This window comes from Pseudomonas violetae (assembly GCF_023072615.1).
Classification (GTDB): Bacteria; Pseudomonadota; Gammaproteobacteria; order Pseudomonadales; family Pseudomonadaceae; genus Aquipseudomonas; species Aquipseudomonas violetae.
In genome coordinates this window covers 61,380-77,731 of record NZ_JAKNRW010000009.1, presented here as the reverse complement: position 1 = coordinate 77,731, position 16,352 = coordinate 61,380, and the positions used below count along the sequence as shown (strand labels likewise).

Annotated in this window: 14 protein-coding genes; 12 read left to right on the top strand and 2 right to left on the bottom strand. The window is 56.8% G+C overall.

The window, feature by feature from the left end:
- Positions 1-51: 51 nt before the first annotated feature.
- From L9059_RS13785 to L9059_RS13770, 4 genes are all read left to right on the top strand, one after another.
- A complete protein-coding gene (locus tag L9059_RS13785; protein ID WP_247291578.1) occupies positions 52-372 on the top strand; it encodes a hypothetical protein in 321 nt (106 codons plus the stop codon).
- An 86-nt stretch (positions 373-458) separates the two neighbouring features.
- Positions 459-1,016, top strand: coding sequence for a Smr/MutS family protein (locus tag L9059_RS13780; RefSeq protein ID WP_122839286.1), 558 nt, complete (start codon positions 459-461; stop codon positions 1,014-1,016).
- A gap of 77 nt (positions 1,017-1,093) precedes the next feature.
- Entirely contained in the window at positions 1,094-1,639 is a 546-nt protein-coding gene (gene folE, locus L9059_RS13775; protein ID WP_045059149.1) for a GTP cyclohydrolase I FolE, read from the top strand.
- Between the two features lie 102 nt (positions 1,640-1,741).
- Positions 1,742-2,113, top strand: coding sequence for a glutathione S-transferase N-terminal domain-containing protein (locus tag L9059_RS13770; protein WP_247291577.1), 372 nt, complete (start codon positions 1,742-1,744; stop codon positions 2,111-2,113).
- A 157-nt stretch (positions 2,114-2,270) separates the two neighbouring features.
- On the opposite strand, the gene L9059_RS13765 is transcribed toward L9059_RS13770, so the two are convergent.
- Positions 2,271-3,437 (bottom strand): aminotransferase-like domain-containing protein, encoded by a 1,167-nt coding sequence (locus L9059_RS13765; protein WP_247291576.1) that lies wholly within the window; start codon positions 3,435-3,437, stop codon positions 2,271-2,273.
- An 81-nt stretch (positions 3,438-3,518) separates the two neighbouring features.
- On the opposite strand from L9059_RS13765, the gene L9059_RS13760 reads away from it, so the two are divergent.
- The 6 genes from L9059_RS13760 to L9059_RS13735 all read left to right on the top strand — a co-directional run bounded on the left by L9059_RS13760 (position 3,519) and on the right by L9059_RS13735 (position 13,943).
- A complete protein-coding gene (locus L9059_RS13760; protein ID WP_247291575.1) occupies positions 3,519-3,962 on the top strand; it encodes a MarR family winged helix-turn-helix transcriptional regulator in 444 nt (147 codons plus the stop codon).
- A gap of 294 nt (positions 3,963-4,256) precedes the next feature.
- Positions 4,257-5,606, top strand: a complete 1,350-nt coding sequence (locus L9059_RS13755; protein ID WP_247291574.1) for an NCS2 family permease — start codon at positions 4,257-4,259, stop codon at positions 5,604-5,606.
- Between the two features lie 72 nt (positions 5,607-5,678).
- Entirely contained in the window at positions 5,679-6,308 is a 630-nt protein-coding gene (locus tag L9059_RS13750) for a LysE family translocator (protein ID WP_247291573.1), read from the top strand.
- Between the two features lie 165 nt (positions 6,309-6,473).
- Positions 6,474-10,037: a calcium-binding protein gene (locus L9059_RS13745; protein ID WP_247291572.1), complete on the top strand. Its 3,564-nt coding sequence runs from the start codon at positions 6,474-6,476 to the stop codon at positions 10,035-10,037.
- Between the two features lie 193 nt (positions 10,038-10,230).
- Positions 10,231-12,054, top strand: a complete 1,824-nt coding sequence (locus L9059_RS13740) for a hypothetical protein (protein ID WP_247291571.1) — start codon at positions 10,231-10,233, stop codon at positions 12,052-12,054.
- A gap of 269 nt (positions 12,055-12,323) precedes the next feature.
- The gene (locus tag L9059_RS13735; protein ID WP_247291570.1) at positions 12,324-13,943 is read left to right on the top strand and encodes a hypothetical protein; all 1,620 of its coding nucleotides are present in this window, start codon (positions 12,324-12,326) and stop codon (positions 13,941-13,943) included.
- A gap of 142 nt (positions 13,944-14,085) precedes the next feature.
- Here the strand turns inward: L9059_RS13735 and uraH are convergent, their stop codons facing one another.
- Positions 14,086-14,439 (bottom strand): hydroxyisourate hydrolase, encoded by a 354-nt coding sequence (gene uraH / locus L9059_RS13730; RefSeq protein ID WP_008031462.1) that lies wholly within the window; start codon positions 14,437-14,439, stop codon positions 14,086-14,088.
- Between the two features lie 418 nt (positions 14,440-14,857).
- On the opposite strand from uraH, the gene puuE reads away from it, so the two are divergent.
- Positions 14,858-15,784 (top strand): allantoinase PuuE, encoded by a 927-nt coding sequence (gene puuE, locus L9059_RS13725; protein WP_247291569.1) that lies wholly within the window; start codon positions 14,858-14,860, stop codon positions 15,782-15,784.
- Positions 15,781-16,296 (top strand): 2-oxo-4-hydroxy-4-carboxy-5-ureidoimidazoline decarboxylase, encoded by a 516-nt coding sequence (gene uraD / locus L9059_RS13720; RefSeq protein ID WP_247291568.1) that lies wholly within the window; start codon positions 15,781-15,783, stop codon positions 16,294-16,296. The genes puuE and uraD overlap by 4 nt, the downstream gene beginning before the upstream one ends.
- The last annotated feature ends 56 nt before the right edge of the window (positions 16,297-16,352 follow it).

The following is a 16,352-nucleotide window of genomic DNA, read 5'->3' as shown; positions in this document are numbered from 1 at the left end:
ATCCCGGTCAACTCCCGGTCGAAGGGCCGATACCCATTGAGGAAGGTCGGAATGAAGTTATCCGATGGTTTTGACGCTCGCCGCCTGCGGCCTAAAGGCCCAAGCAACTGGCGTTTTCGTTTTGGCGCCGCGTTTGCCGCACTGCTGGCCACCTGCGGCGTACTGCTCGCGATGGCCGGCGCTGCCAGCCTGCTCGGTCGCCCACCCGCACTCGGCGAACTGAATGCGAGCCCTCTGGGCTCGGCAATCATCCTCGCTGTCGGGCTACTCTTGCTGTACCTGGGCGTGTGGTTGTGGCGCCGTTGCCGCCGTCGCGCGCGGCAATCGCGGGAACTCAATATGTCGCCGCACCTGATGAAAAAACACGATTGATGCAAAGGCCCGACTGCTGACGGGCCTCAATTGTTATGGCTCACGCCTCGACTTGGGTAAACTGGCCGCCCTTCGCGGAGGCTGACATGCAAGACGACGATTTTTCCCTGTTCAAAAGTGCGATCCAAGGCGTCAAGCCAATCAAGCACGATCGCGCCGAAACCGGCAAACCCAAAGCTGACCGCGCGCAGATCGCCAAGCTGCGCCAGGCCGCCACCGTGCGCACCGATGCCACCACAGTTGATGGTCTGTCCGACCAGTTCGTGATCGACGTCGGTCCCGAAGACGAGCTGATGTGGGCCCGTGACGGCGTGCAGGAAAGCCAGATGCGCAAGCTCAAGGTCGGCCAGATCCCTTTCGAAGGCAGTCTCGACCTGCATGGCATGACGGTGGAAAAAGCCCGGGAAACTCTGTGGGCGTTCCTCGCCGAAGCGACCAAATTCGAAATCCGCTGCGTGCGCGTCACCCATGGCAAAGCCGTGCGCCTGGACGGAAAACGCCCGATGATCAAAAGCCACGTCAACACCTGGCTGCGCCAGCATTCCCAGGTTCTCGGCTTCACCTCGTGCCAGGCCCGACACGGCGGCGCCGGAGCGGTTTATGTGATGCTCAAACGCACCATGATGGAAGGTCGCGACGAGTAAACCTGTCGCGTCACGCTTGCAGCGCCGTGTCCGCCACCGTACCCTTGGCCTTTGCGTAAAATCCCACAGGTAGTTTCATGTCCCTGGAACAGAATTACACCGCGATTCTCGGCCAACTGGGCGAGGACGTTTCCCGCGAGGGCCTGCTCGACACGCCAAAGCGTGCCGCCAAAGCCATGCAGTACCTCTGCCGCGGCTATGAACAGACGCTGGAAGAAGTCACCAATGGTGCCTTGTTCAGCTCCGACAACAGCGAAATGGTGTTGGTGAAGGACATCGAGCTCTACTCGTTGTGCGAGCATCACCTGCTGCCGTTCATCGGCAAGGCCCATGTCGCTTACATTCCAAGTGGCAAGGTGCTGGGGCTGTCGAAAGTCGCGCGGATCGTCGATATGTACGCCCGTCGCCTGCAGATCCAGGAAAACCTCAGCCGCCAGATCGCCGATGCGGTGATGGAAGTCACTGGCGCTCTGGGCGTTGCGGTGGTGATCGAGGCCAAGCACATGTGCATGATGATGCGCGGTGTGGAAAAGCAGAATTCGTCGATGATCACTTCGGTGATGCTGGGCGAGTTCCGCGAGAACGCCGCGACACGCAGCGAGTTTCTCAGCCTGATCAAGTAATACGCACCACGAAAAAAGCCGGCATTCATCGCCGGTTTTTTTTCGTCCGGCAAAAATCAGGTAAGCTGCGCGCCTTCCGCTTGCCCCAGTGAGGCTTATACCGTGTTCGTCAAAGCGCTTCGTGTCGGCTTAGGCCAAATCATCATCTTCATCGATTTCATCACTCGTCCTGGCAAAAAACAGCGCCCTGCCGAGGTTCAGGCTAAGGTCAACGCCGCTGCCAAGGGATTGACCCTGTATCAGTTCCACGCTTGTCCGTTCTGCGTGAAAACCCGCCGCACCCTGCACCGCCTGAATGTTCCGGTAGCGTTGCGTGATGCGAAGAACAACGAACAGGATCGTCAGGCGCTTCTGGAGCAAGGTGGCAAGATCAAGGTGCCGTGCCTGCGCATCGAAGACAATGGGCAGACAACCTGGATGTATGAGTCCAAGGTGATTATCGATTATCTGGATAAGCGGTTTGCGGCGGCCTGAGGTTTTGCGGGTTTTGCGGGTGGCCTCACAGCGGGCAGGACCTGCATCCGAGCGAGTTACCCTGCGGGAGCTAGCCTGCTCGCCATGAGGCCGGCACAGCCGCACAAATCCCAGACAAAATAAACCGACCCATGGGCCGGTTTATTTGCTTTAAATCTCAGGCCGCATCCGTCGCTCTGGCCTGACGCACCACCGCCGCCAACCGTTTGAGCCCTTCATCCAGCCGTTGCGGGTCGATGTGGCTGAAATTCAAGCGCAGATGACCATGATGCTCATCGGGTTCCGGAAAGAATGGCTCCCCGGGCATGAACGCCACATCCGCCGCCAGTGCCGCCTGCATCAACGTGCGAGTATCCAGCGGTTGCTTGAGCGCCAGCCAGAAAAACAGGCCACCTTGCGGCACCTGCCAATCGGCCAGGTCCGAAAAATGCGTTTGCAGCGCCGACTCAAAGGCATCCCGGCGCACCCGATAAAAATCACGCAACTCACTCAGGTGCTGCTGATACTTCTCGCTGCCGATCCATTGCAACGCCTGCCACTGCCCTACCCGATTGGTGTGCAAGTCTGCCGACTGCTTGAGCTTGAGCAAATGCGGGAACAGGTCGGGGCTGGCGATCAGATAACCCACTCGCAGACCAGGCAACAGGGTCTTTGACACGGTGCCGGTGTAGATCCAGCTGCTTTTGCGCAAGCGACTGACGATAGGGGTTGCGCTGCCGCCATCGAAGGTCAACTCGCGGTAGGGTTCGTCTTCGATCAGCGTCACGCCGAACTCATCCAGCAGTGCTGCCACCGCATCCCGCTTGGCTTCGCTGTAGCGCACGGCCGAAGGGTTCTGGAAGGTCGGGATCAGGTAGATGAACGCAGGCTTGTGCTGTTCGAGCCGCGAGCGCAATTTGCTCAGGTCAGGTCCATCGGCTTCCAGCGGCACAGTGATGCAGTCGGCGCCGAACAGCTGGAAAATCTGCAATGCCGCAAGGTAGGTCGGGGCTTCCAGCAGGATTTCGGTGCCTTTATCGATGTACAGCTTGGCCGCCAGATCCAGGGTCTGCTGCGACCCGCTGACCACCAGCACCTGGCTCGCTTCACACGGCACACCCAACGCCCGCGCTTCAGCCGCCAGCGCTTCGCGCAAAGCCGGCTCGCCTTCGCTCATGCCGTACTGCCCCATGGATGTGGGCATGTCTGCCCAGTCGACTTTCGGCAACATCGCCTCCGCCGGCAGGCCTCCAGCGAACGACATCACTTGCGGGCGCTGGGCGGCGGCGAGGATTTCTCGGATCAAAGAACTTTTAAGGCGCGAGGCACGTTCGGAAAAAGCCATGGGGTCACCGGTAGCGAGGCCTGAGAAAAATGAGTCAAACTGGTTGACTGAAATTACGACAACCCCAACGGATACGTCAATATGCTTGACCTTAAAAATACTGGCACCCAGCAGCAGGCCATGGAGGCATTTTTTTTCGGCTACCAGGCGTTTACCGCCAAGGCCGATGAAATGCTCGAACGTCGTGGCTTGAGTCGAGTGCACCAGCGCATCGTGTTTTTCATCGCGCGCTACCCGAACCTGAGCGTCAAGGAACTGCTGGAGCTGCTCGGCGTCACGAAGCAGGCACTGAATATGCCCCTGCGCCAGTTGGTGGAAATGCACCTGGTCGCCAGCGTTGCGCCTGAGACCGACAAGCGTAAACGGCTGCTGGAACTGACCGTCGATGGCGCGCGGTTCGAGCAGTCGCTGCGACGGGAGCAGGTGAAGTTGCTGGATAAGGTGTTTGCCGAAGCTGGAGAAGCGGCGGTGAATGGATGGTTGGCGGTAAATCTGGCTTTGGGGGGAAACCATACAACTGAATGAGTTTTACCTGCTGGTAATCCATTCTCCGATCCGGCCTCATCGCAAGCAGGCTTCCACAATGACCGCATTACCTGCTCGCGATGGGGCCCTGACAGGCGATATACTCCGATCTGCAAACTTTTAGTCTACAAAAGCAAAAACAATATTTGCTTTATTTGTACACAAAAGCATAATCCACTTCGTGCGAGTTCCTGACCAAGCAGTCAAGAAATTCGCAAGTGCCTCAAAGGACCGTTGCCGCCCTCATGGGTCCGGTCCTGGAAATAACAATAAAACTCTTGAGGAGTACTCGCTGTGGAAAGCCGCAAATCGGAAGCACCGACGCTGGATCTCTCGCCGCCTGCACGCAGTGGCTGGCTGGAGCGCATCTTTAAACTCAGCTTGCATGGCACCACGGTGAAGACCGAGCTGATTGCCGGTCTGACAACCTTCATCACCATGGCCTACATCATCTTCGTCAACCCCAACATCATGGCCGATGCCGGGATTGATCACGGTGCTGCGTTCGTCGCTACCTGCATCGCCGCTGCGCTGGGTTGCCTGCTCATGGGCCTGTATGCCAACTGGCCGGTCGGCCTGGCGCCCGGCATGGGGCTTAACGCGTTCTTCACCTACACCGTTGTCGGTACCATGGGCTACAACTGGGAAACCGCCCTTGGTGCGGTTTTCGTGTCTGGCGTGCTGTTCATGTTCCTGACCTTTTCGCGGATCCGCGAATGGCTGCTCAACAGTATTCCAGTGAGCTTGCGCTACGCCATGGGCGCGGGCGTTGGTTTGTTTCTTGGGCTGATCGGCCTGAAAACCGCAGGCATCGTCGTCGATAGCCCGGCTACCCTGATCAAACTTGGCTCCCTGCGCGAACCTGGCCCGTTGCTGGCGGCCATCTGCTTCCTGATGATTGCGGTGCTCAGCTACCACAGGGTGTTTGGTGCGATTCTCATCAGCATCATCACGGTCACACTGGCCGGTTGGGGCCTGGGCCTTGTTCATTACGAAGGCATCATGTCGGCTCCGCCGAGCCTTGCTCCGACCTGGATGGCCATGGACATCGCCGGCGTGTTCAACGTCAGCATGATCAGCGTGGTACTGGCCTTCCTCTTCGTACACATGTTCGACACCGCCGGCACCCTGATGGGCGTGGCCCAGCGCGCCGGCCTGGTCAACGCCGACGGCAAAATCGAAAACCTCTCCCGCGCCCTCAAGGCCGACAGTGCTTCCAGTGTGTTCGGTGCGGTGGTCGGTGTTCCACCCGTCACCAGCTATGTGGAAAGTGCTGCTGGTGTCGCGGCGGGCGGGCGCACTGGTCTGACCGCCGTGACGGTCGGTGTGCTATTTATTGCAGCGATGTTCTTCGCACCGCTGGCCGGGATGATTCCTGCCTACGCCACCGCCGGTGCACTGATCTATGTCGCGATGCTGATGATGGGCGGCATGGCTCACATCGAATGGGACGAAGCGACCGACAGTATTCCGGCGATTGTCACCGCGATCATGATGCCCCTGACGTTCTCGGTCGCCGACGGTATCGCCCTGGGTTTCATCACCTACGTGGCACTTAAGGCCGGCACTGGCAAGTACAAGGAAATTTCCGTCAGCCTGTGGGTGTTGTGCGCGATCTTCATCGCCAAGTTCGTTTTCTTGTAAACGTTACGCAGTAAGCGTTTCGAACCAGCCTCACCCCTTCGGGTGGGGCTTTTGCACAAATGGAGGAAAGTGATGAGTCTGGAAACCTGGCTGCTGTTCAGCGGCGCTGCACTGGTAGTGATCCTGATCCCGGGACCGCTGTCGTTGCTGATGATCAGCAACAGTCTGAATTACGGTTTACGGCGCTCTTACCCGGCGTTCCTGGGGGGTGTGATTGCCTCGATCTGCCTGCTCAGCGCTTCAGCACTGGGCCTGGGTGCCCTGCTGCTGGCTTCGGAACAGCTGTTCAGCGCGCTGAAAATCGTCGGTGCGCTGTACCTGTTCTACCTGGCCTGGCAGAGCTGGCAGCAATCGCGCCAACCCTCCCGGGGGGCTGAGGTGCCCCAAGCGGCGCCCGTGCCACGGTTTCGCGCACTATTTGGCCGGGCGTTTGTATTGGGCGCAAGCAATCCGAAGGACATCCTGTTCTTTGCCGCGTTCCTGCCGCAGTTCCTGAGTGCAGAACAACCCTTCCTGCCCCAGTTGCTGGTGATGATTGCCACTTGGACCGTGCTGGACCTACTGTGCAAATTGGCTTACGGCCTGGGCGCGCATGGCGCGGCCAGGTACTTGCGCAGCGGCAAGGGCCAAAGCTGGTTCAATCGCATAAGTGCGGGATTGTTCGGCGGGGCGGGTGCGGCCTCTTTATTGAGCAGCCATTGATACGGTAAAAAGATCAATCGGGATTGTTCGCCATGGATGGCAACAATTCGATCGCGCCACGCAACGCACCGAAACACGCCCTATACATATCTATACTGGGCGGATGTGAGGTTTCCCTAACATGACTCTGCGTTCCTGCACACAAGGTCATGACAAGGAAATCAAATGGCAGTCCATTACGCCTCTCCCGATTCCGACAATTACGACATCGTCGTAATCAACGATATTCATCTGACGCCCCGTCCCTCCCCGCCCTCCACCATCAACTTCGATAACGAAAGCAATCAAACGGGAAATCCGCAGCGCAGCCAGCTCAAGGTGTTAGATGATCTGTTCGGTCCAATCAAAATGGGTCCCTACTCCATCACCCGCAAGGCACTGGACTCGTTGGGCGCCACTTTCCATGGCCAGCGACTGGATGGGAACAACACGTTCTTCCGACATGCCAAGCGGTCATTCATCAACTCCATTCAACTGGACCCACTGCACGTCGAAGCGCGCCTGCGCTCCTATTCAACAGGCGACGACTACAGACTGACATCCCTGTTATTCGAAATGGCGTCCCGGCGCCCGCTGACAGCCCCCCCTCTGTTAACCGATGTTCCGGCCTCCCTGGCTGATTCCGAAGCGTATCGGCGCAAATTGGACAAGCTGCTGAAGTCGGCGCAGAAGCTCGATATCAGTCACCATCACATGCCAAAACACACCCCGCATTGGGTCAACCGGGTCAAAAGCAGCAGCATGCTCGGTGTCGGCGTCGGACTTCAGGCCTTCGGCATCTATAGCGGCCTGCGCGGACTTCAAGACGCGGTGGCCCGCAAGGACGAAGGTGAAATCATCTTCAATAGCCTGAGCATCGCGGGAGAGTTCGCCTCACTGGCCGTTGAAGTGGCCGTGACGAAACAAGCGAAGTACATGATCAATGCCGGGCAAAGAGCTTACAGCGACTTTGCCAGAACGAGCATGGGTGTGCGGTTGGCTCGAGGTGGGGGGTTGATTGCCGCTGCCGTGACCTTGCCATTCGACATTATTTGCGCCGTCAAATCGTTCGACAACGCGGCCAACACGGCAGGCAAGGAAGCCATCGATCATTATGTGAGTGGCGGCATGAGCGTAGCCAGCGCCGCGATGTCGCTGATCCTCGGTGTCGCAGCTCTGGCGGGCTTTTCCATGGCTGGGCCGGTGGGGCTGACGGCAGGGTTGCTGCTGGTTGCTGGTTCCCAGGCATATGCAGCAGTGCGCATCGTCGACGAAATCGACGACTACATCCAATTGAGTACTCATGAACGCCTGCGTACCGGCTGGTTCGCATTTTGGGGCATTAGCCCCGATGAAAGCATCGAGGACCGTCTGGCAATAGCCAAGGCGACGACTGCCCATTCAAAAATGTTGCAGGCGAGCGCTAAAGAACTGCTGGACGGGAGTTTGAAGGACCGCATTGAAGTCATCATCAACGGCACATTCGATGTCGAACTCACACCTGCTGGGGTACGTTATTACGATTGGGACGCCCATCAGAACAGTCACAAAATCATAAAGAGCCCGAGGATCATCGATGGCAATGACGATCTCGACGCTCGTTACGGCGTACCAATCGATACCCCCGGCGCAAGCTTTGGAACAGAAGGCACGGCAAAAGGCATCGCCTGGTTCATTGGCGCAGGTAACGACACTGTCCGTGGCGTAAAAAACAAGTCCAACAGCTTTTACTTCGGTGCCGGTACCAAGGTACTGGAGGGAGGCAGGAAAGATGATGAGTTCATGTTCGAAGGGGCTGCCGAGTCCTTGTTGTCACTCGACACACAGCAGGCTTTGAATATCATAAAAGGCGGCGACGGCCAGGACACGCTCGTGTTGGCTGGCAAGGTAGAACACCTGCATCAGCGTCACCCTGGATACCTGATCGATCTGCAGCTGGGCACACTGGAAATCCTCACGAACAGTGGTCAGCCAGGTCGAACTCATACTCGCCTGGACAGTATCGAGAATATCGAGACATTGGTTGCCGGGCGCAATCGAGTGGTTGGCACGGACGGCGCCAATACCATCGTTTCTCGTGGCGATGATCATGTTCAGGCCGGTGCCGGGGATGACCAGATATCCATGCTCAACGGCGACGGCGTCGTCAACGGTGGTCCGGGCCGGGATCGCTATCTCATTGCACATAAGGCCGGCACGGTGGTTGTGATCGAGGATGGCATCGACGACAGCGTGATTGCACTGGGCTGGAGATTAGAGTTGATCGACAGTTGGCGGATCGTCTCGAATACTTTGGTCATCACCTCAAAGTTCGATCTGGACGATCACCTTAGACGAACCCTGATCATCGAAGGTGTATACCAGATGGCAGGGGCCCATCGCCAATTACAGAACAGGCTGCTGACCTTTATCACCGAGGATGGCTTCCAGCTCGTCCCGGATTGTCCCGAAACCATTGAGGACGATTTCCCGCTTTACGTCAACGCCGTCATCGTTCAACCAGGCAAATCGAAGCAACCGATTATAGTCAACACCTCTGTCATGGCCCTTGCAGCGGCTGGCAATAAACACTACTTCCTGCCCAACCAACAGACGCGCACGACGCTTAACGTCAAACATCGAGATAATGCCGCACTGAGTTTTTTGTATATTGATTTTGCCAGTACCGACCTGTCATCGGTTGAGACGCACTACTCAATGGACCTGACGGTGCGGTTGGACAGAGATCACCCGACGTACAAAACCTGCAGCCTGTCCCTCAATTTCGACGACAAGTGTATAACCATCTCGAACTTGGCCAGTTCTCATGGCGTCGGTTACGTTTTACTGACAGACAGGCTCACACGTCCGCCCCTGGAAATGAATCATCAATTCATTATCGTCTTTAACGATGGTGTGTCGTATCACCTGCGCCCGCCTGCTTTGGCCGATAGCGACATCATGAAGATGACTCGGTTTGCATACGTTCAGCAAACGACCCCAAAAGCTCTGGTCCAACGCCCCGGTTTATACGATTTCATCCAACCGGACGAAAACGAAGCGCACTCCCTGGGCGCCAGCGACAAGTGTGTCAATCTGAGCGCCCCTGCCGTACAAACCGCTGTTGAGGTATTGGAGGGTGCGGGCTCCAGGTATTTGGTTCACCTCAGTGCAGATATGACCTTGCGTGTGACGACGCCGGGCGCCTACGCAGACGCCAGTGTTAAATCGCCGTCAGCCTCGGTCTGGGAATTTGATGCTACTCCGCTTGGTCTATGCGACATCAACCTGGTGAACAATGCACTGCTGATCGGGTCCACCACCATTCAATTGCCTCGCTATGACAGTCCTGATGACCTGATTGACCCGATACGCGTCATCACCTCGCAGGGCATTACATATGCAGTCGATCTGGCCTTTGATGCTTTGTATATCGATAGTTTGGATGGTCGATTTTTCAATGGTCAGAATCGGGCCAACATCACTCTTATCAACGAATTGGCGGCCATCAAACAGCCCACTATCAGTGTGCAAAATATCGCAATGCGAGACGGCACCATTGGAGCACTATCTTATAACCCATCGAAGCAGCGCTGGGTACTTGACACTGACACGTCACGACTCATCCAGTTCGCGGACTTATTGCCACTGAACCGCTGCGCCCATCAACTGGAGCACTGTTACGCGCGAGTTAAATCCCAAGTGATTACCGAGCCAACCCTTGATGCGGCCGAATTACAATTAACACTGGACGCCTGCAAGTTGCATTAACCGGAACGCCTGGGCTCACACTTTTCGCAACACATGACTTTTTGCACACAGACATATACAGCGCACTGCCTCATACATTAAGACCCATGCTGATCAGCACTAATCGTGCGTACTCATTTGATAATAATCAAACCGGCACGCACGACACACATGACTTTTTATTCAAACCCATCTTGTTGCAGGAAGCACTATCATGGCCAAACCACCGATCAAACCGACTGTCTCGCCGCAACCTTCCACATCAAACACCCCCCACAGGACGCCCTTACCGGGCGACACAATCGGCGGAACCAACCCCGGCCGTCCTGGCTCACCGCCGCGTGATGGATCCCCGAAGCCCGGCTCATCAGGCACGGGTATTCCAGGCGACACGACCCGCCAGCCAGTCGTTGTGACTGACATGCCCTCGGGCAGCACCCGTCCCTCGGTCACACTGGGCGCAATGATTACCTGGCCCCGTGAACAGGTCGATCAGTTGCTCCGGATTGGTGAGACCGGTCTTTTCATGAGCAAAGACCAGGAACTGTATGCCGATATGGGCAGAGTTGGCATCGGCCGCGTGGAACCCGATGCGAATGGCAACTATCAAGTTCACCTGTCCCAGGCACCGGGTCGGTCGGGCACGACACTGAGGAAAGTCGAAGATCGACCGACATGGCAGATCGTGCCGGCTCTAGCTTTTCCGGCAGGTTCTACCAGCGCCACCGACAGACCGCCAGTGCGTCTGGTCAATCCGCAAGTGGCGCAAAGACTACCAGCGGCGAATGAGTCCGGAATACGCTGGCATAACCTGAGGAGTTATGTCGATTTGATCAATGAAGGCGTTGTTCAAGTCGCCAGAAACCCGCAGGGCGTGTATCAGGCGACACACGGCCAGGAGTGGGCCCCTTCCGGCCCGCTGCTTGAAAGGATCGCGCAGACTCCCTTGTGGCAGCGCAAGGCCGTGGACACTGACGTTATTCCAGACAAGCGTCCACGGCTTGAGGGCGCTGACCAAACTGCCGCCCCAGGCAAACCAGTCGAAATGGATTTCTCACTGTCTACCAGCCATCCGGCGAGCACGAACCCCTATTTGTGGGTTTCTTGGGGAAAGATCGAAAAGCCGGTTGCAACAACTTCTATCCAGATAGAGGAGTTGCACTACCAGGTGTTTCCCGATGGTGGAAAAAAAAGCCAGTTCATCACTTATCTCCAACCCCCCGAGTTTACCGCAACGCACTATGAAAGCTTCGAGCAATTGCTCCACACCCAGCCCTGGTTACAGCCAGTGCCTGTATTGCTGACCAACGAAGGGCAATGGGCCGTGGACGCCTCTCACCGGATGTTTGATAAACCGATGGTCCAGTCGGTGGCGGAATCCTTTGCGGATTTTTCTCCCATTACCTCGCGAGCGGTCGCCCGAAAACTGTACGAGGTTTCCGGTGATGGAAACTCAATGAATCGGGACAGCTTATATGACATATCACTGACGCTTCGCCATTGGAAAGAACAGGCAGGCATATTCGATCCTGATTTCGAGAACCCGATTGATCTATTACCGGTAGCACCACGCGAATCACGCCCTGGCAACGTTATCAAAATGGCACCCGCAGCCGTGGGAGATTCATTATACAGACTTGACTTCGCCCCAGTACATTTCAAAAAGGAATGGGATGCCTATATGGCTGATCCTTCCGATCAAGGTCTTAAGGTGCTAGTGGGCACTGTGTTAATTCGTAATGGCTATGACGTATTTCCTATCCAAAGCCTGCACCAACATCCCAAGTTGGTTTTCAAGCGACCAGATCATGACCGAATCTATTTTCTGAAACTCGGAGTTTCTAATAAAGACGTTATAAGTGTGAATCCCACCCCCGTACCAGAACTTTCCAACCCCCTTTTACCTGCGCAAATAGGCGTGGACGCCGTGCTGGAACTCTCGGCCGCCAATGCTCGAAGTAAAGTGACCTGGTTATTGGGTGGAGTGCAGACAACCTCAACGGGATGGCAGTCGGTTTTCATTATGAAAGAGCGTTAATCGACCCAGGCATTCGATCAACTCTCATCTTCACTCAGATACGGTAACTCATCATGGCCAAACCTCCCAGACCCACCAAACCTGGCGGCAACACTGACACCCCATCTACCGTTACAAAGCCCTCAACTGAAACTCGAGGAAGAGAGGACGGGTCGACAAACGTTCCGCGCCCAGTGCCGGACAGCGAGCGCCCCTGGGACTCAAACACCACGCCCCCCTCAGGATACACATCAGGCACCGTGCCGAATCGCCCAGTGGTGATTACCGAGATGCCGACTGCAGCCATCGGTATTGCTGACGCGACTCGCATGATTTCCTGGCCGCGCGAGCAGGTCGAACAGCTGTTACGAATCGATAACACCGGGTTGTTCATGGACAGTCAGGAACATCTTTATGCGGACATCGGCGTAGAGGGCATTTTTCGAATTGAAAAAAATGCAAACAACGAGTTCCAGATTCCCTTGCCGTTTGCCCCCGGACAAGCAGGACCGATCTTGATGAAAGTGCCGGGACAGCCACAGTGGCGAATCGCCAGGCCCGGACAGGTCGATCCAGTGCTACCCGTTGCCAAGCCCGCAAACCTTGAGCTCATCGCACCACATCTGGCGGACAAGCTGACCCGACCCGACTCAAATGGCATTCGATTCGACAAGTTGAAAAGGACCTACGTGGACCTTGCAGACGGAGGCACCGTACTGATTCGCAAGAATACCCAGGGAGATTACCAGGCGTCCTCGACGAGCGAATCGACCCCTTCGGGCCCAGTACTGGAAAGCATCGAAGGAATGACCCTTTGGCAACGTAAATCGCCGGTTGCCGAGTGGCCCGCGTCGGATCAGGCTGGGCCCGGTCCCAACCAGCGACCTCGTCTGGAGCAGGACGCCGATGGGGGCGACGACGGCATTGACGCTGACGTTAGCAGGAGGAACCCCTATTTATGGGCATCTTGGGGTAAAACCAGCCAGCCTGTGTCAGGGGAATCCATTCAAATTGGCCAGCTGTTCTACCGGATCGTCCCCAAGGGGGCACTGACCGGTCAAGTGCCTTTGGTGTTCCTTCAACACCCGGATTTTGCGCCCGGACGTTTTGAACCATTCGAACGCATGCTGCAGGAAGCACCATCGCTGCAGCCGGTGATTGCCTTGCGCTCCAGGCCCCAGGTAGTCAGCAGTTCGATACGCCCTTTTGCCAAGCCATTGACCCACCATGTCGGCGATGTATTCAAAAGATTCACGCAGAATACCTCGCGAGCCGTCGCCAAGCGCCTATTCGAAGCCTCCGGTAGCTTGCGGGACATCGACGGCACCGGGCTAGCGCGCATGATGCAGACCTTTCGCCACTGGGAGGGTAAAACCAGGGTTGCCGTGAACAAGTTTGGCGACCCGCTGGATATGTTACCTGTTGCTGCCGGCAGCACAGGAACCAGGAGGATAGTGCCATTACATGCTGCAGATTCCCCAATGCCGCTGCAGCAGTTGAACCTCAAACCTGAGAGTTCTCCTGTATGGCATCTCTACAAAGACAGGCTTGATGAACCTGGTCATCTTTCGCTATTGGTCGCTACGTTACTAAGCGAGAGCAGTTACACGGTGTTCCTTCCTGCCAATGCCGAACACCTCAAGATCCTCCCCCCGATGCTGCTATTTAAAAGAAACAATCATGACAAGGTCTATTTTCTGAAACTGGGCTATATCGACACTGACGCCATTGAGATCCACCCTCCGTCGGTACCGGAACTGGCCGACCCCATGCTGCACAGACGAATGAGCACCGAGGGCCACCAAGCGCTACTGGCTGCGGATGTGCATGGCGATGTGGTCTGGTTGATCGGCGGCGTCCAGCACCTGCCTGGGGCCGATCCATCCATTTTTATAATCAAGGAGCGCTGATAGAGATGCCTGATGCACCTCGCCGTCCGCGCGCGGGGTGCAGTCAAACAGCGAACGAAAAAAAGCCCGCAGTGTGAGCGGGCGAAAGACCAAAGAAGCTATATGCGCAGTCGCTTCCAGGTGAGGGCAGCTGCTTGGGGGATCAACTGCCGCGATACGTGGAATAGCTGTAAGGCGAGATCAGCAGCGGCACGTGGTAGTGATCCTGCTCGGCAGAGATGCCGAACCGCAGTACCACCACATCCAGAAACGCAGGCTCCGGCAACTGAACGCCACGGGCACGGTAGTAGTCGCCTGCATGAAACTGCACCTGATAGACCCCGGTACGGTAGTCATCGCCTTGCAGAAGCGGCGCATCGACCCGCCCGTCGCTGTTGGTTATCGCGCTGGCGACCAATTCCAGCTGCGAGCCTTCAACGCGATATAGCTCGACCTTGATCGAACTGCCCGGGCAACCGTGTGCTGCATCCAAAACGTGAGTAGTCAAACGTCCCATTGATTCTGCGCGCCTGTGGCATTGAGCCGTCAGGCCTCGCGCCTCCCGAAGTCAGTTGAAAAGGAGACCGCACCGGTTCGGAGCACGAAACGATGCGGCGAGCGATTGATTAAGACACTTTTGAATGAAATTGTACACAATAAAAACGACATTTTTCCGACACCTCCCACTAATCGGCGCTCCGTGCCGAACCCAGCCCATGAGCAGACGATTACAGGGCCTACGATTCATTAGCTGACCAAGCAGGCAGGTTTCTTGCACAGCAACCACCCGATGACAGCTGGTGAAAAATGCGAAAATTCAGACTTACAATATGCACATAAAGTTGTATACAATCACCTCATCGCTGTGACGCCAGCCTGTGATTCCACCGCCAGGCCGCCACACAACCTGTCAACGAACAAGAAGGAAGACTGCAGTGAGCGCTGACTACCCACGCGACCTGGTCGGTTACGGCAGTAACCCTCCGCACCCACACTGGCCGGGCAATGCCCGCATCGCCCTGTCCTTCGTACTCAACTACGAGGAAGGTGGCGAGCGCAACATCCTGCATGGCGATAAAGAGTCTGAAGCCTTCCTCTCGGAAATGGTCTCGGCGCAGCCGCTGCAAGGCGCGCGCAACATGAGCATGGAATCGCTGTATGAGTATGGCAGCCGTGCCGGCGTGTGGCGGATCCTGAAACTGTTCAAGGAATTCGACATTCCGCTGACCATCTTCGCCGTGGCCATGGCCGCCCAGCGCCACCCGGACGTGATCCGCGCCATGGTCGACGCCGGCCACGAGATCTGCAGCCACGGCTACCGCTGGATCGACTACCAGTACATGGATGAAGCTCAGGAGCGCGAGCACATGCTCGAAGCGATCCGCGTGCTCACCGAGATCACCGGTGAACGCCCACTGGGCTGGTACACCGGCCGCACCGGCCCGAACACCCGGCGCCTGGTCATGGAAGAAGGTGGTTTCCTTTACGACTGCGACACCTACGACGATGACCTGCCCTACTGGGAACCGAACAATCCGACCGGCAAGCCGCACCTGGTGATCCCCTACACCCTGGACACCAACGACATGCGCTTCACCCAGGTCCAGGGCTTCAACAAGGGCGATGATTTCTTCGAATACCTCAAAGACGCGTTCGATGTGCTGTACGCCGAAGGCGCCGAAGCACCAAAAATGCTCTCGATCGGCCTGCACTGCCGCCTGATCGGCCGTCCGGCGCGTCTGGCTTCGCTCAAACGCTTTATCGAATACGCTAAAAGTCATGAACAGGTGTGGTTCAGCCGTCGCGTCGACATCGCTCGCCACTGGCACGAAACCCACCCGTACCAAGGGCCTGCAAAATGAGCACTTTTCAAACTCTCAAACCCTCGACCCTGAGCCGCGACGCCTTCGTCAAAACCTTTGCCGACATCTACGAACATTCGCCATGGGTAGCTGAGAAGGCCTTTGACCTGGGCCAGGACGCCTCGATCGACCAGATCGAAACCCTGCACCAGCGCATGAGCGACATCCTGTTGAGCGCCGATCACGCCAGCCAGCTGGCATTGATCAACGCTCACCCGGACCTGGCCGGCAAAGCTGCCGTCCAGGGCCAACTGACCGAAGCCAGCACCCATGAACAGGCTGGCGCCGGTATTCACCAATGCACGGCCGAAGAGTTTTCTCGCTTCACCGAGCTGAACGACGCCTACAAAGCCAAGTTCAAGTTTCCCTTCATCATGGCGGTAAAAGGCAGCAACCGGCATCAGATCCTCGCGGCGTTCGAAACGCGCATCCACAACTCGGTCGAGACCGAATTCGAATGCGCGCTGGCGGAGATCAACAAGATCGCCCTGTTCCGATTACTGACCCTATAAGCGAGCCTGGCCCAGGTGTTTTCAAGCGCAAATGACACCCGGGGCCTCGCAAGCAT

Excerpts from the sequence above, each read along its gene's own strand:
- L9059_RS13785 (WP_247291578.1), top strand. The coding sequence starts at position 52 with ATGAAGTTATCCGATGGTTTTGACGCTCGCCGCCTGCGGCCTAAAGGC.
- L9059_RS13780 (WP_122839286.1), top strand. The coding sequence starts at position 459 with ATGCAAGACGACGATTTTTCCCTGTTCAAAAGTGCGATCCAAGGCGTC.
- folE (WP_045059149.1), top strand. The coding sequence starts at position 1,094 with ATGTCCCTGGAACAGAATTACACCGCGATTCTCGGCCAACTGGGCGAG.
- L9059_RS13765 (WP_247291576.1), bottom strand. The coding sequence starts at position 3,437 with ATGGCTTTTTCCGAACGTGCCTCGCGCCTTAAAAGTTCTTTGATCCGA.
- L9059_RS13760 (WP_247291575.1), top strand. The coding sequence starts at position 3,519 with ATGCTTGACCTTAAAAATACTGGCACCCAGCAGCAGGCCATGGAGGCA.
- L9059_RS13750 (WP_247291573.1), top strand. The coding sequence starts at position 5,679 with ATGAGTCTGGAAACCTGGCTGCTGTTCAGCGGCGCTGCACTGGTAGTG.
- L9059_RS13745 (WP_247291572.1), top strand. The coding sequence starts at position 6,474 with ATGGCAGTCCATTACGCCTCTCCCGATTCCGACAATTACGACATCGTC.
- L9059_RS13740 (WP_247291571.1), top strand. The coding sequence starts at position 10,231 with ATGGCCAAACCACCGATCAAACCGACTGTCTCGCCGCAACCTTCCACA.
- L9059_RS13735 (WP_247291570.1), top strand. The coding sequence starts at position 12,324 with ATGCCGACTGCAGCCATCGGTATTGCTGACGCGACTCGCATGATTTCC.
- uraH (WP_008031462.1), bottom strand. The coding sequence starts at position 14,439 with ATGGGACGTTTGACTACTCACGTTTTGGATGCAGCACACGGTTGCCCG.
- uraD (WP_247291568.1), top strand. The coding sequence starts at position 15,781 with ATGAGCACTTTTCAAACTCTCAAACCCTCGACCCTGAGCCGCGACGCC.